Origin of the sequence: Dyella tabacisoli (assembly GCF_003350925.1) — a bacterium.
Classification (GTDB): domain Bacteria; phylum Pseudomonadota; class Gammaproteobacteria; order Xanthomonadales; family Rhodanobacteraceae; genus Dyella_C; species Dyella_C tabacisoli.
On record NZ_KZ857181.1, the window covers coordinates 177,138 to 201,810 of the forward strand.

Consider the following 24,673-nt stretch of genomic DNA (forward strand, 5'->3'; position numbering starts at 1 on the left):
ATGAACGACATAAGAAAATCATTGCTATTTCTTACTTCGCCTCAACTAGAGATGTGGTTTGCTCAGCAGTTGGAACCGAGCAACCCTCTATACGACAACCGTGTCTACCTCGACATTCAAGCGCCACTCGATACCGGGGTATTCGAGCAGGCGCTGCTACGCTTCGCAGCAGATGCGCAAACGCTGCAGCTACGCTTTGTCGACACCGTTGACGGCCCCCGCCAGTACCTGTCGGATGCCCCCGCACCATCGCTAGCCATGGTCGACGTTTCGGCACAAGCAGACCCGTTCGGCGCAGCTCACCGTGCCATGCTGTCCGATGCCGGCAAGGTTTACGATCTCGTCGCCGGGCCGCTGTTCAATCACATTCTTTTCAAGCTCGGCAAAGATCACTACCGCTGGTATCAGCGCTATCACCACATCGTGATGGATGGCGCCAGCATTCCGCTTGCCGTCGACCGTGTCGCGGAGATCTATTCGGCGTTGATGCGCGGCACTGCAGTGCCGAGTTCCGCGTTTGGATCCATCGATAGCCTGCTGGAAGACGATCGCAAGTATCGCGACTCGGCCCGCTATGGCAGCGACCAAAGCTACTGGCGCGATTACCTGCGCGAGCTGCCCGACGCATCCGGCGTCAGCGGCCGCCCACCCAGCGATACCAGTGCGTTCACCCGCTGCTCCGCACCACTCTCCCCGGCTCTGGCAGGCAAGCTGCTGACCGCCGAGAAGTACGGCAGCAAGTGGCCGCAACTTATGATCGCTGCCGTGGCTGCCTATCTAAACCGGATAACCAATGGGCAAGTGACATCTTTTGATTTTCCGGTGACCGCGCGCCCCAAGGCCCTTCGCAGCATTCCCGGCATGCTGGCAAATGTACTGCCCATGCAATTACCCCTCAGATCCAACCACACGCTGGCCGAGCTGGCGCAGCAGGCCGGTCGCGAAATTCTCCGCAGCATCAAGCACCAGAGTTTTCGCGGTAAAGATATTCATCAGATGCGGCCATCGACGGGAGCGACCGGCACCTTCGGCCCACGCATCAACATCCTTCCGTTCGACTTGGAATATCGTCTAGACGGCCATCTCGGCATCTTGCAATCGCTGTCCAACGGCCTGGTCAACGATCTGGCTATCACCGTGCAAGGGCTGCCCGGCAAGAGCGGCTGGACACTGCATCTCGACGGCAACTCGCAGCTATATAGCGAAACCGACTTAACCGTACATATGCAGCGCTTGCTGCCATTTATCGAGCGATTGATCGCCGCCCCCACCCAACCGATCGGCGCTATCGATCTGCTGGACGATGCCGAACATCAGCAGCTACTCGCCTGGAACAACACCGCGCAACCGATCCCCGCACTCACGCTACCGGCCCTGTTCGAGCAACAGGTCGCGCGCACGCCCGACGCTATCGCAGCCGTCTTCGAGGATCAAGCTCTCGAAAATCAGTGCCTCAGCTACACCCAGCTCAACGCGCAAGCCAACCGCCTGGCCCATGCCTTGATCGACCAGGGCGTCGGCCCCGAGACCCTGGTCGCCGTCGCCTTGCCGCGCTCGCTCGACCTGATCGTCGCCTTGCTTGCGGTACTCAAGGCCGGTGGTGCTTATCTGCCGCTGGATACCGATTACCCCGCCGAGCGCCTCGCCTTCATGCTCGATGATGCGCGGCCGGCCTGCGTACTTACCCGTGCCGATATCGCGACCCGCTTGCCGCACACCGCACCGTTGTTGTCACTTGACGACACCAACACGATCGAGCGCCTGCAACACGCACCGACCCACAACCCCGCCGATACCGAACGCCTGCGCCCGCTGCAGCGTCTACATCCGGCCTACGTCATCTACACCTCCGGCTCCACCGGCCGACCCAAGGGCGTACCCAATACCCACGAAGGCCTGGTCAATCGCCTGGCCTGGATGCAGCACGCCTACGGCTTGCAGCACGACGACGTGGTCTTGCAGAAAACCCCGTCCAGCTTCGATGTCTCGGTATGGGAGTTCTTCTGGCCGCTGCTCGAAGGCGCGCAGTTGCTGCTGGCCAAGCCCGAGGGGCATCGCGACCCGGCCTATCTCGCCGCGTTGATTCGCGAACAAGGGGTGACCACGCTCCACTTTGTCCCTTCGATGCTGGAAGCGTTTCTGCAGGAGCCCACCAGCGCCGACTGCACCGGCTTGCGGCGGATACTTTGCAGCGGCGAAGCCCTGCCCGGCGCGTTGCGCCAGCGCGTGCGCGAGGTGCTGGATCGACCGCTGCACAATCTCTACGGACCCACCGAGGCGTCCATCGATGTCAGCGCCTGGGCCTGCCAGGACAACGACACTGGCGTCTCGGTGCCGATCGGCGCGCCGATCTGGAATACCCAGTTGCATGTGCTCGACGAGCACTTGCGGCCCTTGCCGATCGGCGTGGTGGGCGAGTTGTATATCGCCGGCACCGGTCTGGCCCGTGGCTATCTCAACCGCCCCGGCCTGACCGCCGAACGCTTTGTCGCCAACCCATTTACACCGGGCCAGCGTATGTATCGCACCGGCGATCTGGCCTGTTGGCGGGCTGATGGTCAACTGGAGTATCAAGGCCGCATCGATCATCAGGTGAAGATCCGCGGCTTCCGTATCGAGCTGGGTGAAATCGAAGCGGCGCTGACCCAGGCCGGCTACCCATTGAATACGGTGGTCGCACGCGCGACGGGTTCCGATCAAAAGCAAGTGGTCGCCTACGTGGTCGCCGCGCACATCGATGTCGCTGCGTTGCGCGCGCAACTGAGCACCCGATTGCCCGACTACATGGTCCCGGCCGCCTTCGTCAGGCTCGATGCCCTCCCGCTCAGCCCGAACGGCAAGCTGGATCGCAAGGCGCTGCCCGCGCCCGATTTTGTCCCCGTCAGCACGCGTGCGCCACGCAACGCGCAAGAAGAAATTCTTTGCAAGTTGTTCGCCGAGGTACTGGGGCTGGACCGCGTCGGCGTCGATGACAGCTTCTTCGACCTCGGCGGTCACTCGCTGCTGGCTATTCGCCTGATCGGTCAGATCCGCGCCAAGCTCAAGCTGGAGCTATCGATTCGCACACTGTTCGAGGCGCGCACCGTCGCCGCCCTGGCGCTGCGACTCGACCCGACCCAGGCCACCCGCCCGCCATTGCAGCCCATGCCGCGGCCGGCGCAACTGCCGCTGTCGTTCGCCCAGCGCCGCTTATGGTTTCTGCATCAGCTTGAAGGTCCTAGCCCGACCTACAATATTCCGACGGCATTGCGTCTGGATGGCGTGCTGGATATCGATGCCCTGCAGTCTGCGCTCGGCGATCTGCTGGAGCGCCACGAGAGCCTGCGCACGATCTTCCCCCCTACCGATACGCCCTATCAGTGCGTACTCGATCAGGTTGAGTTGGCCCTGACGCCGGTCGATATCACCGAGGATGCTTTGCCGCACGCGCTGGCCGCAGCGACTGCCTATGCTTTCGATCTGACCCAGGACATTCTGCTGCGCGTGCAGTTGTTCCGACTCGGGCCGCAATGCCATGTGCTGTTGCTGATGCTGCATCACATCGCGGGCGATGGCGCCTCGCTGGCGCCGCTGGCCCGCGATCTGGCGCAAGCCTATGCGGCCCGCCTCGATGGATACGCGCCGCACTGGACACCGCTGCCGGTGCAGTACGCCGACTACACGCTGTGGCAGCACGGCTTGCTGGGCGACGCAGCGGATTCGGATAGTTTGATTGCGCGCCAGATCGCCTATTGGCGACAGACCCTGGCCGAGCTGCCCGAGCAGATCGCACTCCCCGCCGACCGCCCTCGCCCGCCCGTCGCCAGTTATCGCGGCCAGCATGTACTTTTCGAGATCGACGCCACGCTGCATCGGCAACTGCTGACCCTGGCCCAGCACCACGGCGTGACCCTGTTCATGCTGCTACAGGCGGCCTTGGCCACCTTGCTGACTCGTCTGGGCGCGGGTACGGATATCCCGATCGGCAGTCCGATTGCCGGCCGCACCGATGCGGCGCTGGACGATCTGGTCGGCCTGTTTCTCAACACACTGGTGCTGCGTACCGACACCTCGGGCAACCCCAGTTTCGAGGCCTTGCTGGCGCGTGTACGCGAGACCGATCTGGCCGCTTACGAACATCAAGATCTGCCGTTCGAGCAATTGGTCGATGCGCTCAATCCGGTGCGCTCGCTATCCCATCACCCGTTGTTCCAGGTGATGCTGGTATTGCAAAACACCGCCCATGCACCATTGCAGCTACCCGGCCTGCACAGCAGCGAACAACGCTTCGAACTGCCCATCGCGAAATTCGACTTGAGTCTGGACCTGGCCGAGCGTGTCGCTGCGGACGGTGCGCCGGCAGGCCTGCAGGCACGCCTTGAATATGCCACCGATTTATTCGACGACATCAGCGCCCAGGCGATGGCGCGACGCTTTGTGCGCGTGCTTGACGCCGTCGCGGCCGATCCGATGCAGCCGATTGGACGGATCGATCTGCTCGAAGAGCAGGAGTATCGGGAGCTGCTTCGCTGGAATGCCACCGACCACAGCCTCTACGCGCAGACCTTGCCGCAGCGGTTCGAGCAACAAGTCGCCCGTAGCCCGGAGGCCATCGCGGCGCGCTTCGAAGATGACAGTCTCAGCTACACCCAACTCAATGCACGCGCCAATCAACTCGCTCGTTTATTGATCGAAGACGGTGCCGGCCCCGAGCATCTTGTCGCGGTCGCCTTGCCGCGTTCGCTCGACCTGATCGTGGCCTTGCTCGCCGTGCTCAAGAGCGGCGCTGCCTACCTGCCGCTGGACACGGACTATCCCGCCGAGCGCCTCGCCTACATGCTCGGCGATGCCCGGCCCACCCGCGTACTCACGCGTGCCGACATCGCTGCCACGCTGCCCGCCGCCGCCCCTGTATTGCATCTCGATCACCCCGACACCGTTGCACGATTAGCGCGGGCGTCCACGCATAACCCGACCGATGCCGAGCGCCACAGCCATCTGCATGACCTGCATCCGGCTTATGTGATCTACACCTCCGGCTCTACCGGTCGACCCAAAGGCGTACCCAACACCCACCAAGGCATTGTCAATCGCCTGGCCTGGATGCAGCACGCGTACCCACTGCAATCGGACGACGTGGTGCTGCAGAAAACCCCATCCAGCTTCGACGTTTCGGTGTGGGAATTTTTCTGGCCGCTGATCGAAGGTGCGCAACTGTTGCTGGCGCGGCCCGAGGGGCATCGCGATCCGGCCTACCTGGCCGAGCTGATCCAGCACTATGGAGTTACCACCCTCCATTTCGTCCCCTCCATGTTGGAGGCATTTCTGCAAGAGCCGGCCAGTGCCGATTGCACCGGCCTGCGCCACATCATCTGCAGCGGCGAGGCGCTTCCAGGCACGTTACGCCAGCGCGTACGCGATGTGCTGGGTCGACCGCTGCACAATCTCTATGGCCCCACCGAGGCGGCCATCGACGTCACCGCATGGACCTGCCGCGACGACGAGCAAGGGCCGACGGTGCCGATCGGCGCACCGATTTGGAATACCCAGCTATACGTGCTTGACGACGCCTTGCGGCCATTGCCGGCCGGCGTGCCCGGCGAGCTTTACCTGGCGGGCATCGGTTTGGCGCGCGGTTATTTCGGCCGGGCCGGTCTGACCGCCGAGCGTTTCGTCGCCAATCCATTTACGCCGGGCCAGCGCATGTATCGCTCCGGCGACTTGGCCTGCTGGCGTGCGGATGGCGTGCTGGATTTCCTTGGCCGCGCCGACGAGCAAGTAAAGATCCGCGGTTTTCGGATCGAGTTGGGCGAAATCGAGGCGGCACTGCTTGCCTTGCCCGGTGTGGAGCAGGCCCGTGCGATGGTGCGCGAAGACCAGCCCGGTCATAAGCAGTTGGTCGCTTACGTGGTGAGCGACGCTGCCGACACCACCGCGCTGAGGGCAGCTCTGGCCCAACGCCTGCCCGACTATATGGTGCCCGCCGCGCTGATCGCGATGGCCGCCATCCCGCTGACCGCCAACGGCAAGCTTGACCGCCGGGCACTGCCGGCGCCCGAGTTCGTCGGCACCGCCTACCGCGCCCCGCGTACGCCGCAGGAGCAATTGCTTACTGCGCTATACATGGAAGTACTCGGTTTGCCGCAGGTGGGTTTGGACGACAGCTTTTTCGACCTCGGCGGCGACAGCATTCGCTCGACCCAACTGGTCAGTCGCGCGCGCAAACAGGGGCTGGCGATCTCGCCACGGCAGATTTTCCAGTATCCGCGCGTAGAAGCCTTGGCCGCCGCAGCCGGCTGGCTTGAGCAGACCGCGCCGAAAGCCGATGACATCGCGATCGGCGAACTGCCGGCAACCCCGATCATGCGGCACTTCATCGATCATGGCGGGCCGTATAAACGGCTGTATCAATCGCAACGCCTGAGCGTGCCGGCCGGTCTCGACGAAAACGCGATGCTCGCGGCACTGCAAGCCTTGCTGGACCACCATGACGTGCTGCGCATGCGCCTCACGGTTGCTCCGGCGCAGTCGTCGCTGGACATTCCGCCGACCGGTTCGATCACTGCCGCGCAGTGCCTGACCCGTCTTGATGCGAGTGCCATCGAGGAATCCGCACGGCACGCGCATTGGACCACGGCGGTGGATGCCGCCGTCGAACGGCTCGATCCCGGCGCCGGCCGTTTGCTGCAGGCGGTCTGGGAGGACCATGGCGCCGAACGGCCTGGCCAGCTCTTGTTGGCGATTCATCACTTGGCGGTGGACGGCGTCTCCTGGCGCATTCTGCTGCCTGACTTACAAGCTGCATGGCAGGCCGCGCTTGCCCAACGGCCGATCCAGCTGGAACCGGTCGGCAGCTCGTTCCGGCGTTGGGCATGGCGACTGGCCGAAGACGCCGTCTCCGCGCAACGGCACACCGAACTGGCTTATTGGCGCGAAGTCGTTGCCATACCCGATCCCTTGCTTGGCCCACGTGCGCTCGACCCAGCCCGCGACACCATCGCTACGCAACGGCACATCCAGGTAAGTCTGCCGAGCAAGTTGACGGCCGATCTGCTCAGCGTGGTTCCCGCTGCCTTCCACGCGCGTATCAACGATGTGCTGCTTACCGCTTTTGCCCTGGCCGTCTGCGCATGGCGCGAGCAGCGCGGCGTCACTGCACCAAGCGTACGGCTCGATCTGGAAGGCCACGGCCGCGAAGACCTCTTCGACGGTATCGAGTTGTCGCGCACGGTGGGCTGGTTCACCAGTCTGTTTCCGGTCGCGCTGCATCTGGATGCTATCGACTTTACTCAGGCAACACACACGGGTCCGGCCCTGGGCCGCGCACTCAAGCGGGTCAAAGAACAACTGCGCGCCATTCCCGATCAGGGTCTGGGCTACGGCCTGCTGCGCCATATAGCGTGCGATGAAATACTGGCCCAAGCAGCTTCGGCGCAGTTGGCCTTTAATTATCTGGGCCGATTTACCGTTGCCGCGGACGGCGACCAGGGTGAGTTCGGCGGCGGCGATGATCCGCGCCGTCCGCTAAGCCATGCGATCACGCTCAACAGCATCGTCTACGACCGTATCGATGGACCGCAGTTGATCGCCGCCTGGTCCTATGCCGGAGAATTGTTCGAGGCCGGCGATATCGAGGCGTTGACGCAGCGGTGGTTCGAACGACTCGAAGCACTGGTCGCGCACGCGGCGCAACCGGACTCCGGCGGTCTGACACCTTCTGACCTGCCCTTGCTGGTACTCGACCAGGACACGATCGAGCGACTGGAAACGCCGCAGGCATTGGCCGATATCCTGCCCTTGTCGCCCTTGCAGGAAGGCCTGCTGTTCCATGCGCTCTACGATAGCGAGGCGCCCGACGCTTACCTGACCCAGATGGTGTTCGCTCTACACGGCCGGCTGGATACCGTGGCCTTGGAAGCAGCGGCACGCAGCTTGTTGCAGCGCCATCCGCACCTTGGCGCTGCCTTTGTACAGCAAGGCGAATTGCCGCCGTTGCAGTTGGTTCCGCGCGAACCGCAGTTGAGCTGGCATAAGCTGGATATCGCCGCCCTGCCCGAGACCGAACGCGCGCTTGAGCTGCAATGCTTTTTGCAAGAGGACCTGCAGCGCCGGCTCGATCCGAGCCAGGCCCAGTTAATACGTTTCAGCTTGATCCGGCTATCGCCGCAGCAGCACCAACTGGTACTGACCTATCACCACATCCTGCTGGATGGCTGGTCGATGCCGATCCTGTTGCAGGAGCTGTTCACGCTGTATCGCGCCCGCGGCGATCGCGGCGCGCTGCCCTACGTCACCCCTTATCGCGATTACCTGGCCTGGGTTGCCGCGCAGGATCGCGGCGCGGCACAGGCGGCTTGGCGGGATGCGCTGGCTGGCCTCGACGAACCGACCCTGCTGGCGCCGCAGGTGCCGGCGAAGCCGGTGATGCCGTGTATCTATCGCCATGATTTTTCCGCCGAGTTGACGGCGGCATTGAATGCGCAGGCGCGTCGCCATGGGCTGACTCTCAATACCTTGCTGCAAGGTGCCTGGGCGTTACTGCTCGCCCAGGCAACCGGCCGCAACGATGTGAGCTTCGGTATCACGGTGTCCGGCCGCCCGCCGGAGCTGCCGGGGGCCGAACGCATGGTCGGCCTGTTTATCAATACCGTGCCGCTGCGTCTGCCGCTTGAACCAACGCTGCCCTTGGAGCAGTTGCTGGCGCAGTTGCAGGATCGTCAGTCGCAACTGCTGCACGCGCAACATCTGGGCTTGACCGAGATCCTGCAAACGACGGGACACAGTCAACTGTTCGACACCTTGCTGGTGTTCGAGAACTATCCGTTCGACGCCGACGATCGTCGCCATCTCGATGCCGCTAGCGAACTGCGCATCGAGATGCTCGATGGCCATGGCGGCGATTTGTCCCATTACCCATTGAGCTTGATGCTGGCGCCGGGTGAGCGCCTGCATCTGCGCTTCAGCTACCGGCCGGACGTTTTCACGGTAGCCGAGGTGCAGCGCATCACTGAGCGCTATGCACGCACGCTTGAAGCCTTCGCCGGCGATCTGGCGCAGTGTGCGGGCCAGTTGGATCTGCTCAGCCCCATCGAACGCCAAGAGCTGCTCGACTGGAACAACACCGCGCAACCGATCCCCCTACTCACGCTACCGACCCTGTTCGAGCAACAAGTCGCGCGCACACCCGACGCTATCGCCGCCGTCTTCGAGGATCAAGCTCTCGAAAATCAGCGCCTCAGCTACACCCAGCTCAACGCGCAAGCCAACCGCTTGGCCCATGCCTTGATCGACCAGGGCGTCGGCCCCGAGACCCTGGTCGCCGTCGCCTTGCCGCGCTCGCTCGACCTGATCGTCGCCTTGCTCGCCGTACTCAAGGCCGGCGGTGCTTATCTGCCACTGGATACCGATTACCCCGCCGAGCGCATCGCCTTCATGCTCGATGATGCGCGGCCGGCCTGCGTACTCACCCGTGCCGATATCGCGACCCGCCTGCCGCACACCGCACCGTTGTTGTCACTCGACCACCCCGACACCATCGCGCGCTTGCAACACGCACCGACCCACAACCCCAGCGATACCGAACGCCTGCGTCCGCTGCAGCGTCTACATCCGGCCTACGTCATCTACACCTCCGGCTCTACCGGCCGACCCAAGGGCGTACCCAATACCCACAAAGGCCTGGTCAATCGCCTGGCCTGGATGCAGCACGCCTACGGCTTGCAGCACGACGACGTGGTCTTGCAGAAAACCCCGTCCAGCTTCGACGTCTCGGTATGGGAGTTCTTCTGGCCGCTGCTCGAAGGCGCGCAGTTGTTGCTGGCCAAGCCCGAAGGGCATCGCGAACCAGCCTATCTGGCCGCGTTGATTCGCGAACAAGCGGTAACCACGCTCCACTTCGTCCCTTCCATGCTGGAAGCGTTTCTGCAGGAGCCCACCAGCGCCGACTGCACCGGCTTGCGGCGGATGCTTTGCAGCGGCGAAGCCCTGCCCGGCGCGTTGCGCCAGCGCGTGCGCGAGGTGCTGGATCGACCGCTGCATAATCTCTACGGCCCCACCGAGGCGTCCATCGACGTCACTGCCTGGGCTTGCCGCGATAACGAAGACGGTCCGCAGGTACCGATCGGCGCGCCGATCTGGAACACCCGCCTCTATGTGCTGGATGCCGCATTACGCCCGCTTCCGGCAGGCTTGCCGGGCGAGTTGTATCTCGCCGGCACCGGGCTGGCTCGTGGCTATCTGCATCGCCCTGGCCTGACCGCCGAGCGTTTCGTCGCCAATCCGTTTGAACCGGGTCAACGCATGTACCGCAGCGGCGACTTGGCGCGCTGGCGGGCCGATGGTCAGCTCGAATACCTGGGCCGAGTGGATCATCAGGTGAAGTTGCGTGGCCTACGCATCGAGTTGGGCGAGATCGAGGCGGCACTGACGCGTGCCGGCTATCCACGCAACGCGGTGATCGCTCGCGCGGATCGCCAGGGTCAAACACAGTTGGTCGCTTATCTGGTCAGCGACGCCTCGATCATCGACCGCGCGGCGCTGCAAATCGCGCTGAGCACGCAACTGCCCGACTACATGATCCCGGCGGCCTTCGTGACGCTGGACGCCTTGCCGCTCAGTCTTAACGGCAAGCTGGACCGCAAGGCGCTGCCCGCGCCGGATTTTGCGCCGCTCGCCCTGCGTGGCCCGCGCAATGCACGCGAGGCGCTGCTGTGCCAGTGGTTCGCACAGGTGTTGGGATTGGCGCGAGTGGGTATCGACGACAGTTTCTTCGCCTTGGGCGGCCACTCGCTGCTGGCGATCCGGCTGATCGGAAAAATTCGCGCTCAACTGCAACTGGAGCTACCGATTCGCACGCTGTTCGAGGCGCCCACGGTGGCGGCCTTGGCGCTGCGGCTGGACCCGCGTCAGACGCAGCGTCCACCCTTGCTGGCACAACCACGGCCAGAGCCATTGCCGTTGTCGTATGCACAGCGGCGGCTATGGTTCCTGCATCAGTTTGAAGGGCCGAGTGCGACCTACAACATCCCGCTGGCACTGCGGCTGGAAGGCGAACTCAATGTCGCCGCGCTGCAAGCGGCGCTGATCGACTTGCTTGCTCGGCATGAAAGTCTGCGTACGGTCTTCCCCGACCGCGAGCAGCCGATGCAGCAAGTGTTGGCGATTGAAGAGGTGACGCTTGAGCTGGCGCTGCAAACGAGCGGCACAGCGACCTTGGTAGAGGATCTGCATCGCGCCAGCGATTACGCTTTCGATCTGACCCGCGAGCTGCCGCTGCGAGCCACCGTGTTCCAGCTCGGTCCGCAGGACCAAGTGCTGCTGCTGTTACTGCACCACATCGCCGCCGATGGTGTTTCGCTGACCCCATTGCTGGAAGACCTGGCCCAGGCGTATACCGCTCGCCTGAACGGTCATGCGCCGAATGCGCCCGCGCTGCCGGTGCAGTACGCCGACTACACCTTGTGGCAACAGCAGCTACTGGGCGACATCGACGATCCCGATAGCCGCAGCGCCCGTCAGCTCGATTACTGGAAGCACACCCTCGCCGATGTGCCGCAGCAACTCGCGCTGCCGATGGATCGGCCGCGGCCGGCCGTCGCCAGTTATCGTGGCGGCAGGGTCGCACTATCGATGGCCCCCGAGCTGCACCAGCGCCTGTTGCAGTTGGCCGGTGCGCAAGGCAGTAGCTTGTTTATGCTGTTGCATGCTGCGTTGGCGGCCATGTTGACCCGTCTCGGCGCCGGCAACGACATCGTGCTCGGCAGCCCGGTCGCCGGGCGCAGCGATACCGCACTGGACGGCTTGGTTGGTCTGTTCCTCAACACGCTGGTGCTGCGTACCGACACCTCGGGCAACCCCAGTTTCGAGACGCTACTGGCACGGGTGCGTGAAACCGATCTGGCGGCTTACGAGCATCAGGATCTGCCCTTCGAGCAATTGGTCGATGCGCTCAATCCGGTCCGTTCGTTGTCCCATCACCCGTTGTTTCAGGTGTTGCTGGCTCTGCAAAGCCATAGCGCGCCGACCATTCGCCTACCCGGCATTGAGTGCCGCGAACAGCGCCTGGAGTTGCCCAACGCGAAATTCGATCTCAGCTTCGATTTCGTCGAACGCCGACATGCCGATGGACAGCCGGCGGGTTTAGACGGAAGCCTGGAATACGCCAGCGATCTGTTCGACGTCGTCACCGTCGAGACACTGGCTCGTCGCTTCACGCAGGTGCTTGAAGCGATTGCCGTGGATTCGCAGCAGTCGATTGCCGAGCTGCCGTTACTTGAGCCCGCCGAGCGCCGGCAGTTGCTGCACGACTGGAATGCCACCTCACGCGCAAGCGTCGCCGCGCCGTTGCCGTTGCGCTTCCAACAACAGGCCGCCGCAACCCCGACCGCGCCAGCCTTGGTGCACCAGCACGGCCAACTGAGTTACGCCCAACTCAATCAAGCGGCCAATCGTCTGGCCCATACCTTGATAGCGCAGGGTATCGGCGCGGAAGACCGGGTAGCGATCGCGTTGCCGCGTTCAGCCGAGCTGGTGATCGCCTTGCTTGCCGTACTCAAGGCGGGCGCTGCCTATGTGCCGCTCGATCCTGACTACCCCGCCGAGCGCCTTGCCTACATGCTCGACGACGCGCGCCCGGTGGCGCTGCTGACTACCGTGGCATTGGCCGATGCACTGCCGCACCACAGCCACACCCTGGCCCTCGATTCAGCGGTGCTGCGCGAGAGCCTGGCCAAGGCGCCGGGCCACGATCCGCTCGACCGGGATCGGCGTGTGTCCATGCTGGCCGGGCATGCGGCCTATGTGATCTACACCTCCGGTTCGACCGGCAAGCCCAAGGGCGTGACGGTGGAGCACCGCGCGTTAGCGAACTTCTTGCAAGCGATGGCGCTGCGTCCGGGCCTGAGCGCCGATGACAGGGTACTCGCGCTGACCCCGATCTCCTTCGACATTGCCGGCCTGGAGCTGTACCTGCCCTTGTCGCAAGGCGCCTGCGTGCACCTGGCTACGCGCGAGGTCGCCAGCGACGCCGAACGCCTGGCCGCCTGCATTGAACAGTGTGCGCCGAGCCTGATCCAGGCCACCCCGGCGACCTGGCAGATGCTAAAAGCCCACGGCTGGCGTGCCGACCCGTCGTTGCGGCTGCTCTGCGGCGGCGAGGCGATGCCGCAAGACTTGGCCGTCCATATGGCCGGCATGACCGACCAGTTGTGGAACATGTACGGCCCCACCGAAACCACCATCTGGTCGTTGCTCGACCGGGTTGAACGCGACGGCGCAGTCACCATCGGCAAACCGCTGGACAATACCCGCGTCTATGTCCTAGACGAACGCCTGCAGTTGGTGCCGGCAGGTGTGCCCGGTGAGCTATACATTGCCGGGCTGGGTCTGGCACGCGGCTATCACGGCCGCGCCGGTCTCAGTGCCGAGCGTTTCGTCGCCAATCCGTTCGAGCCCGGCCTGCGGATGTACCGCACCGGCGACCTGGCACGCTGGCGTGCCGATGGCCGACTGGACTATCTCGGTCGCGTCGACCAACAGGTCAAGCTGCGCGGGTTCCGCATCGAACTCGGCGAGATCGAGGCCACCCTGGCGCGATTGGGTTACCCAGGTAACGCGGTGTTGCTGCGCGAAGATCAGCCGGGCCGCAAGCAACTGGTGGCTTATCTCGCCGGCGCCGAGTCCAACATCGAACTCGACCTGACTGAGCTGCGTCGGTCGCTGGGCGAGCAGTTGCCCGACTATATGATCCCGGCCGCTTTCGTGACCATGGCCGCGTTGCCGCTGACGCCCAATGGCAAGCTCGACCGCAAGGCGCTGCCCGCACCGGCGTTTGCTTCGAGCAGCGTGCGCGAACCGCGTAATGCGCAAGAGACGTTGCTGTGCGCGTTATTTGCCGAAGTGCTGGATCTGCCGCATGTCGGTATCGACGATAACTTTTTTGAACTAGGCGGCCATTCGTTGCTGGCCACGCGACTGGTTAGCCGTATCCGCGCAAGCCTGGGCATCGAAGTCGCGATTCGCAGCTTGTTCGAGAGTCCTACCGTTGCCGAGCTGTCACCGCGCATGGTCCGTCATGCCGCGCGCGCGGCGCTGCGCCAGCAGCCCCGGCCGTTGGTATTGCCGCTTTCCTATGCGCAACGTCGGCTATGGTTTATCAATCAGTTCGAAGGCCGTAGCGCGACTTACAACATCCCGCTGCCATTACGTCTGTCCGGCAAGCTGGACGCGCAAGCGCTGCAGCGGGCATTGCAAGATGTGATCGCACGGCACGAAAGCCTGCGTACCGTTTTCGTGCAGATCGACGGCGTGCCGGCACAGCATATTCTCGATATCGACCAAGCCGAACTGCAACTGACGATCGAGTCGATCGACGCGCATAGCCTGCCGTCCGCCTTGGCCGAGGCGGCCGATTACGGTTTCGATCTCGCGCAAGAGATTCCCTTGCGCGCCCATCTATTCAAGCTCGGCGAGCAGCAACACGTGCTGTTATTGCTGCTGCACCATATCGCCGGCGATGGCGGCTCGCTGGCGCCGTTGGCGCGCGATGTCGGTCACGCCTATACAGCGCGGCTCGAAGGCCACGCGCCACGTTGGGCGGCACTGCCGGTGCAGTACGCCGATTACACGCTGTGGCAGCACGAATTACTGGGCAGCGAGGAAGCTCCAGACAGCCTGATAAGCACCCAATTTGCTTACTGGGAACAGGCGCTGAGCGGACTGCCGGAATGCATCGAGTTGCCTACCGATCGTCCGCGCCCGGCCGTCGCAAGTTACCGTGGCCGGCAATCGCCGCTGCATATCGATGCGGCCCTGCATGCGCGCCTGCTGCAACTTGCGCATCGCCATCAGGCCAGTTTGTTCATGGTCCTGCAGGCCGGCCTGGCCGCCCTGCTGACCCGGCTCGGGGCTGGCACCGATATCGCGATCGGCAGCGGCATCGCCGGACGTACCGATCAGGCGCTGGACGATCTGATCGGCTTTTTCGTCAACACCCTGGTCATGCGCACCGATACCTCGGGCAATCCCAGCTTCGAGCAATTGCTGCAGCAGGTACGCGAAACAGCGTTGGCCGCCTATACCCATCAAGACGCTCCGTTCGAGCGATTGGTGGAGCTGCTCAAACCGACGCGCTCGACCGCCTATCACGCATTGTTCCAGGTCGGCATGGTGTTGCAGAACGTGGTTCGCCCCCAACTGGACCTGCCCGGCCTGCAACTGTCGGCCGAACCGGCCGATTTGCGCACGGCGAAGTTGGAATTGTTCTTCAACTTTGTCGAGCGCTATAGCGCGGACGGGACACCGCAGGGGTTGGACGGCTTCGTCGAGTACGCCACCGACTTGTACGACGCCGGCACCGTGGAAGTCTTGTCCCGACGCCTTAGCCGTCTGCTTGCGGCGGTAGCCAGCGAGCCGCAGCGCGCCATCGGCGCCGCGCCATTGCTGGAGGCCGACGAGCACGAACAACTACTGGCCTGGAATGCCGGCACCTTGGCCGTACCGGACCTGACCCTGCCCGAGCTGTTTGAACGACAGGCGGCAGCGACCCCGGCGGCTGTTGCCGCGATTTACGAAGACACCAGTCTCAGCTACGCCCAGCTCAATGAACGCGCCAACTGCCTGGCGCATATGCTGATTGCCCAGGGCATGGGCCCGCAAGATCGAGTGGCGCTGGCGATGCCGCGCTCGCTGGACCTGCTGGTAGCCCTGCTCGGCATCCTCAAGGCGGGCGCGGCTTACGTACCGCTCGATCCGAGCTATCCGCCCGAGCGGCTGGCGTACATGCTCGAAGACGCGCGGCCGGCGCTGCTGATTACTCGTCTCGATACGCAGGCCGCCTTGCCGCAAGACACATTGGCCGGCGCCAAACTGCCCACCTTGCTGCTTGACGTGCTGGAAACCGTGCAAGCGCTGGCGGGCCATCACACCGGCAATCCGCAGCAGGCGCAGCGTCGCCGTCCGCTGCACACCAGCCACCCTGCCTATGTGATCTATACGTCGGGCTCCACCGGCCGGCCCAAGGGCGTGGTCGTCGCACACCGTCAAATCGTCCATTCCAACTGGGCGCGGCAGCAGTTCTATCCGCCGATCAGCAGCATGCTACTGTTGCCCTCGATCGCCTTCGATGCCTCGCTTGGCGCGATCCTGGACTGCCTGAGCACGGGCGCCGCGCTGGTGTTGCCGGCACCCGGCCTCGAACGCGAAGCACCCGCATTGGCCGAGCTGGTCGAGCGGCATCAAGTGCAAGGCTGGCTCAGCGGCCCTGCCCTGTATCGCGCCGCTCTTGAACTCGGCGGTACGCGGCTGCACTCGCTCAAACGCATCGTGCTCGGCGGCGAATCGATTCCGTCGACACTGTTGCAAGAACACCTGACCCAAGGCCCGCGTCAAGCAGCCGTCTATAACGAATACGGTCCAACCGAAGCCACGATCTGGTCCACGGTAGCCAACCTGACCCACGCCGCGACGACACAAGGCGGCTGCATTGGCGCACCGATCGCCAATACGCGCGTCTATTTGCTGGACGAGTATCTGCAGTTGCTGCCGCCCGGTGTGGCGGGTGAGCTGTATATCGCCGGCCAGGGCCTGACCGATGGCTATCTTGGCCGCCCCGCGCTGACCGCCGAACGTTTTGTCGCCAATCCGTTTGAGCCTGGCCGGCGCATGTACCGCTCGGGCGACCGCGCTCGCTGGCGCAGCGATGGTCAGCTTGATTATCTCGGCCGTACCGACGCCCAAGTGAAGATCCGCGGCTTCCGCATCGAGCCCGGCGAGATCGAAACCGTATTGCAATCGCACCCGGCGGTTGCCCAGGCGGCAGTGATCGCGCGCGAAGATATCCCCGGCCACAAACAGCTAGTCGGATATGTGGTGCTGGACCCTTATGCGCAAAGCGCGCGCGACCAGCATCAAGAAGCACGCCAGATCGACGAATGGGAAACCATCTTCGAAGGCATCTACAGCGAGACGCCGGCACCGCTGTCAACGGCCGCGGCAGGCTTCGGCGAAAACTTCAGTGGCTGGAACAGCAGCTACGACGGCGAGCCGATTCCATTGCGCGAAATGCAGGAATGGCGGGCAGCCACGGTTGCACGCATCCTGGCACTGAAACCGCGCCGCGTATTGGAAATCGGCGTCGGCAGCGGTCTGATCCTGGCCAAGGTCGCACCGCATTGCGAAACCTATTGGGGTACGGATCTCTCCGCCGCCACGGTCGAAAAACTGCGTGCCGAACTACAGCATCAAGCGGAGCTGCAGCCGCGCGTACAGCTACGGGCACAGCCGGCGCATGTGATCGATGGATTGCCGCTGGGCCAGTTCGACGTTGTCGTGCTGAACTCGGTAGTGCAGTACTTCCCCAACGCCGACTATCTGCGCGAGGTGCTGCGCGGTGCGATGGAGCTGCTGGCTCCGGGCGGCGCGATTTATCTGGGCGATATACGCAACCTGCATCTACTTCGCTGTTTCGCCAGCGCGATCCAGATCCATCAAGCCGAACCGACGGCCGATGCACATGGCCTGCAGCGACGCATTGAACAGACCCTGTTGGCCGAAAAGGAACTGCTGGTCGCACCGGAATTTTTTGTCCAGCTATCGCAAAGCATCGACGCCATCGGTGCGGTCGACATCCAGATCAAACGCAGTCATTACGGCAACGAGCTCAGCCGGCACCGCTACGAAGTGGTACTGCACAAGGGAGCACAGCCTGCTCAATCGCTAGCGGAAGTACCGCAACTGGCCTGGGGCGAAGACTTCGGCAACCTGCGCGGATTGCAGGGTTATCTACAAGAGCGGCAGCCAGCCCGTTTGCGGGTGAGCGAAATCCCCAACGCGCTGCTCGCGCTGGAACTCGAAGCCATGGATGCGCTCAAGGCCGGCGGCGCGGTGACTGCGATACAACAACGACTGCGCGCCCATACCGCGCCGGAGGAAAACCCGGAAGAAAACATCAGCGTCGAAAATCTGCATAGCCTGGGCGAGCGCTTCGGTTATCGCGTCGGCGTGACCTGGTCCAGCCGCCCCAATGGCAGCCTGGACGCGATCTTCGTCCACGGCGCCGACACGGCATCGGTCATGACGGATCTGTACCTGCCGGGCCACGTGGCGAGTGACCCGCGCGCATACACCAACGATCCGTCCAGCTTCGACCAGTTCAACGATGTGCGTCGTTATATCGCCGCGCAATTGCCCGAACACATGCTGCCGGTGCTGGTGCTGTTGCCAGCCCTGCCGCTGACCCCGAACGGCAAGCTCGACCGCAAGGCACTCCCCGCACCGGACTTCACTCCCAGCACGCACCGCCTGCCGCACAACGCGCAGGAGCAACTGCTGGTAGAGCTATTCGCCGAAGTGCTGGGCCTGCCGCGAGTCAGTGTTACCGACAGCTTCTTCGATCTTGGCGGCGACAGCATTATTTCGATTCAACTGGTCAGCCGCGCACGCAAGGCGGGGCTGGCGATCAGTCCGCGCGACGTGTTCCAGCATCAAAGTGTGGCCGCGCTCGCCTTGGTGGCAAAACCGCTGGATGCGGCCGACGCGGGCGCACCGGACATCGCCGACGGCGACGTCGTGCAGACGCCGATCGTGCGCTGGCTGCTCGAACGCGAAGTGCCGATCGATCGCTTCCATCAATCGATCCTGCTGCAGGTACCCGCCGCACTGCGCGAGGCCGATCTGGCCGCCGCGCTGCAAGTGCTGATCGATCATCACGATGTACTGCGCCTGCAGTTGTCCACGGCGGCCGTGCCGAGCGACTGCCGTTTGCATATTCCACCGGTCGGCACCGTCGACGCGCACAGCTTGCTGCGTCGGGTAGATAGCGCCGGCCTGGATGGCGACGCCTGGCTGCGGCTGCTCAGCGAAGAAGCGCAAGCTGCCGAATGCCGGCTCAAGCCCGCTGCCGACGTGATGCTGCAGGCGGTCTGGTTCGATGCCGGACAACAGCCTGGCCGGCTATTGCTGAGCATCCATCACCTGGCCGTGGACGGCGTATCCTGGCGCATCCTCGCGCCCGATCTGCAGCAGGCGTGGCAGGCGATTGTCGCCGGTGAAGCCGTAGCGCTTGAGCCGCGTGGACATTCGTTCCGGCGCTGGGCGCAGCATCTGGCTGACAACGCACACACCCCGGCACGGCAGGCAGAGCTTGCGCTGTGGACCGCGATGCTCGCACCGCTCGATCCACCGTTGTCTACGCGACCGCTCGATCCCGCCAGGGATACCGGCGCTACCGTGCGTCAGCTCGACGTAACTCTGCCGGCCGCATTCACTACGCCATTGCTGACGCAGGTGCCGGCGCGCTTCCACGGTCAGGTCAACGACGTGCTGTTGAGCGCATTCGCGCTGGCTGTGGCTGATTGGCGACGCCGGCATCTTCCGGCGGACTCGCAACAGGTGCTGCTCGATTTGGAAGGCCACGGACGCGAGACCGGCGGCACCGACTTCGATCTGTCGCGCACGGTGGGCTGGTTCACCAGCATGTTCCCGCTGCGTCTGGACCTGACCGCCATCGACATCGCCGATGCGCTGCGCGGTGGTCGCGACATGGGCCGCCTGGTCAAACGCGTCAAAGAGCAACTGCGCGCCCTGCCCGATCACGGGCTGGGCTATGGCCTGCTGCGTTATCTCGATGCCGATGCCAGCGCCAGTCTGGCCGGCTTCGGCGAACGCCAGATCAGTTTCAATTACCTGGGCCGCTTCCCTGCCCCGCAGACACAGGATTGGGCCGCCGCCTCCGAACGGACCGACGGCAACGGCGATCCGCAGATGCCGCCGGCGCATCCGATCGAGTTCAACGCGTTGACCCAGGATCGCCCGCACGGCCCGGAGTTCGTGGCTACCTGGTCATGGGCGAGCGAGCTGTTTACGCGAGAACAGATCGAAGACCTGGCGCAGACTTATCTGCGTGCATTGCAGGCCCTGGTCATCCATATCGAACAGCCCGACGCCGGTGGCCTCACCCCGTCGGATCTGCCGCTGATCCGGCTCGACCAGCCGCAGATCGAGGCGCTCGAAGCGGATTACCCCGTCAAGGACATCCTGCCGCTTTCGCCGTTGCAGAAAGGCCTGCTGTTTCATGCCTTCTATGACACCCAGGCGCCGGATGCCTACATCGTGCAGATCGATGTCGAACTGCATGGCGCGCTGGATGTCGTGGCGTTGCAACAGGCCGCGCATGCGGTGCTGCAACGTCATCCGCATCTTGGCGCCGCTTTTGTTCAACACCGCTTGCATGAGCCGGTACAACTGCTGCCGCAGGTGGTGCCGCTGGATTGGCAGTGGCACGATCTGAGCAAGCTCGGTACGGAGCAACGCGACCGCGAAAGCGCGGATATCGTGATGCAGGATCGTCTGCGCCGCTTCGACCTGAGCCATCCGCCGTTGCTGCGTTTCACCCTGCTGCGCACGGGCACGGAACGACACCGGCTGCTGTTTACCAGTCACCACATCCTGCTCGACGGCTGGTCATTGCCGGTACTGATGCATGAATTGTTCGACCTGTACGCCACGCGCGGCAAACAGAACACGTTGCCGCGCCCGACGCCATATCGCGACTATCTGAGTTGGCTTGGCCGCCGCGATCGTGTCCTCGCCCAACAAGCCTGGCGCGACGCCCTGGCGGGCTTGGAGCAGCCGACCTTGCTGGTCCCCGCCCGCCAGGCATCGACGGATGCGCCGCACGACTATGCCTGGCAGTTGCCGGAACCGTTGACCCGCCGTCTCGGCCAGCAGGCACGCAAGCTCGGGCTGACTCTCAATAGCGTGGTCCAGGGCGCCTGGGGCCTTCTGCTTGGTTACCTATGCGGCCGCAGCGATGTGGTGTTCGGTTGCACCGTATCCGGTCGGCCGCCCGAACTGCACGACGTCGGGCGCATGGTCGGACTGTTTATCAACACCTTGCCACTGCGCCTGCATTGGCATGCCGCGCAGTCGCTCGCCAGCGTGCTGACCGATTTGCAGGAGCAACAATCGGGCCTGATCGAACACCAGCATCTGGATCTGGCCGAGATCCAGCGGCTGGCCGGGCTGGGCTCGCTGTTCGACAGCCTGTATGTATTTGAGAACTACCCGGTAGACAGCAACGCGCTGGAGGCCGCGCTGGGCGATTTGCGCGTAGCCAGCTTCCGCAGCAGCGATGCCACGCACTACCCGCTCAGCCTGTTAGTGGTGCCGGCCGCGCAGTTGTCCTTCCGCTTCAACTACGACGCCGCTTGCTTCGATACCACGGCGATCGAGCGCATGGCTTCGCGTCTGGTGCGCGTGCTGGAAGCGATTGCCACCGACTCGCAACAAGCCGTCGGCCGACTGGAACTGCTTGACGCCGATGAACGCCGACAGTTGCTGCTCGAACACAATGCCACCGATCTGGCCGTACCCGCAGAGACCGTGCCGCAGCTTTTTGAACGACAGGCCGCCGCCACCCCCGATGCCGTCGCGTTGATCGACGCCACCGCACAACTTAGTTACGCCGAGCTTAATCGCCAGGCGAACCGACTGGCCCGCGTACTGGTCGCCGAAGGCGTCGGCCCGGAAGATCTGGTCGCGCTGGCGCTGCCGCGTTCGACCGCGATGGTCACCGCGCTGCTGGCCATTCTCAAGGCCGGTGCCGCCTACTTGCCGCTGGACCCGGATTATCCGGCCGAGCGCCTGGCCTATATGCTGCAGGACGCCAAGCCGCGTCTGCTTATCAGCGATAGCCTCACCGCGCCGCGGTTGCCCCAATCAACCCCGCTGTTGCTGCTCGACGATGTGTCGGTGCAGGCGCGTATACAGCAGACTTCCGGCAAGGACCTGCTACAGCACCAGCGGCTGCGTTTCTTATCGCCGCAGCATCCGGCCTATGTGATCTATACATCAGGCTCCACCGGCCGACCCAAGGGCGTGGTCATCGGCCATGTCGGCATTCCCAGCCTCAGTGGTGCCCAGGTCGAACGCTTCGGCCTGAGCAGCGACAGCCGCGTACTGCAATTCGCTTCGCTGAGTTTCGACGCCGCCAGCATGGAAATTTTCATGACCTTCGCGGCAGGCGCCGCCTTGGTCGTACCGCCTTCGGGCGTACTGCTCGGCGAGGAGCTGGCGGCAGCGCTCAATCACTACGCAGTGAGCCACGCGCTGATTCCACCGAGTGCGCTGGCGGGCACGGATGCGGCCCAGGTACAGGCCCTGGACACCTTGATCGTCGGCGGCGAAGCCTGCCCCGCGCACTTGGTCGAAAGCTGGTCGCGGACGCACCGCGTAATCAACGCCTATGGCCCGACCGAGATCACCATTTGCGCCGCGATGAGCGGCCCGCTGTCCGGCGCGGTGACGCCGCCACTGGGCCGTCCGATCTGGAATACGCGTTTGTATGTGCTCGACGCAGCGCTGCAACCGGTGGCGCAAGGCGTGGTCGGCGAGTTGTACATCGCCGGCTCCGGCCTGGCACGCGGCTATCTTGGCCGCGCGGGATTGACCGCCGAGCGTTTTGTGGCCAATCCGTTCTCGCCGGGTAAACGCATGTATCGCTCCGGCGATCTCGCCCGCTGGCGTGCCGATGGTCAGCTCGACTATCTGGGCCGCGCCGACGGCCAGGTAAAGATCCGCGGTTTCCGCATCGAGCTGGGTGAGATCGAGGCGGCGTTGGCTGCGCTGGGTTACCCCCGCCATGTCGTCGTGGTGCGCGAGGACCGGCCGGGCCAGAAACAGTTGGTCGCCTATCTGGTCGATGCCGACTTCGACGCTGCCACGCTGCGCACCTCGTTGACTACGCGGCTGCCCGATTACATGGTGCCGGCGGCGTTTGTCGCGCTGGATGCATTGCCGCTCAGCCCCAACGGCAAACTCGATCGCCAGGCGCTGCCGGCGCCGGACTTCACGCCGGCCACTGCCCGCGCGCCGCGCAATCCACGCGAAGCTTTGCTGTGCCGGCTGTTTGCCGATGTGCTGGCGCTGGACAGTGTCGGCATCGACGACAACTTCTTTGAATTGGGCGGCCATTCCTTACTGGCGACTCGGTTGGTCAGCCTCATTCGCGCCGAGTTCGAGGTCGAGTTCTCGATCCGCAGCCTGTTCGAGTGGCCGACTGTAGCGGCGCTGGTGCGTCAATGGCCCGGTGCGGTCGAGGCACGGCCAGTGCTGCAAGCCACCGTGCGGCCGGAGCGGCTGCCGCTGTCGTATGCGCAGCGTCGACTATGGTTTCTGCATCAGTTCGAAGGCCCCAGCGCGACCTATAACATTCCCTTTGCGCTGCGCCTGGATGGCCAACTCGATGCCGTCGCGTTGAAGGCGGCGCTGGATGACCTGCTGGTCAGGCACGAGAGCCTGCGGACGATTTTCCCGGACGGCCATACGCCCGGCCAACGGGTACTCGAACACGCCGAACTGGCGTTACTGCCGGTCGACATCGACGAAGCGGCCTTAGCGCCGGCCTTGGCCGAGGCGACCGCCTATGCCTTCGATCTGAAACGGGAAATTCCGCTGCGCGCGCAATTGTTCCGGCTCGCGCCGCAATGCCACGTCCTGGTCTTGCTGCTGCATCACATCGCCGGCGATGGCGCCTCGCTGGCGCCGTTGGCACGCGACCTGGCCCAGGCCTATACCGCCCGCCTGGCCGGCCACGCCCCAGGCTGGACGCCACTGCCGGTGCAATACGCCGACTACACCGTGTGGCAAAAGCTTCTGCTTGGCGATGCCGCCGACCCGGATAGCCGCAGTGCCCGTCAGCTCGATTATTGGACGCAGGCTTTGGCCGATCTGCCCGAGCAGCTAACGCTGCCCACCGACCGTCCACGTCCCAGCGCGTCCAGCTATCACGGCCAGCATGCCCGCTTTGCCATCGACGCCGGCTTGCATCGCGCGTTGCTGAGCATGACCCAGCGTCACGGCGTGACCTTGTTCATGCTGTTGCAGGCGGCCTTGGCTGCTCTGCTGACCCGGCTCGGCGCCGGTACCGATATCCCTATCGGCAGCCCGGTCGCCGGACGCACCGATGTCGCGCTGGATGATCTGGTCGGCCTGTTTCTCAATACCTTGGTACTGCGCACCGATACCTCGGGCAACCCCAGTTTCGAGACACTGCTGGCGCGCGTGCGCGAAACTGACCTGGCCGCTTACGACCATCAGGATCTGCCGTTCGAGCAATTGGTCGACGCGCTCAATCCAGAGCGTTCGCTATCGCATCACCCGTTGTTCCAGGTGATGTTGGTGCTGCAGAACGCAGCCAGCGCCGAGTTGCAGTTGCCTGGCCTGCAGTGCGGCGAGCAAGCTTTTGAATTGCCGATTGCCAAGTTCGACCTGAGCCTGGACCTGGCCGAACAAATTGCGCCGGATGGTACGCCCGGCGGATTGCAGGCGCGCCTGGAGTACGCCACCGATCTGTTCGATGCGCTCAGCGCCGAACGCTTCACACAACGGTTCATGCGCCTGCTTGAGGCCGTCGCCGTCGATCCGACGCAGTCGATCGGGCAGATCGAGTTGCTCGACGCGCAGGAGCGTCAACAACTGCTGGTCGAGTGGAATCCCACGCCCGGCGTGCCGGTGCCCGATACCTTGCCCGCGCGTTTCGAGCAGCAAGCCGCCCGCTACGGACAAGCGGTTGCGCTGGTCTGCGAAGGTGATTCGCTCAGTTATGCCCAGCTCAATACGCGCGCCAATCAACTCGCTCATCTATTGATCGCCCGCGGCGTCGGTACCGAGGATCTGGTCGCGATCGCCTTGCCACGCT

General features: G+C 64.0%; 1 protein-coding gene (running past one end of the window). It reads left to right on the forward strand.

Going from position 1 to position 24,673, the window contains the following annotated elements; genetic code table 11:
• Positions 1-24,673, forward strand: partial view of a non-ribosomal peptide synthase/polyketide synthase gene (locus DVJ77_RS17575; protein WP_162791553.1) — the 5' portion only. 3,131 nt of this gene lie beyond the right edge of the window; only the first 24,673 of its 27,804 coding nucleotides appear in the window; it begins with the start codon at positions 1-3; its stop codon lies off the right edge, out of view.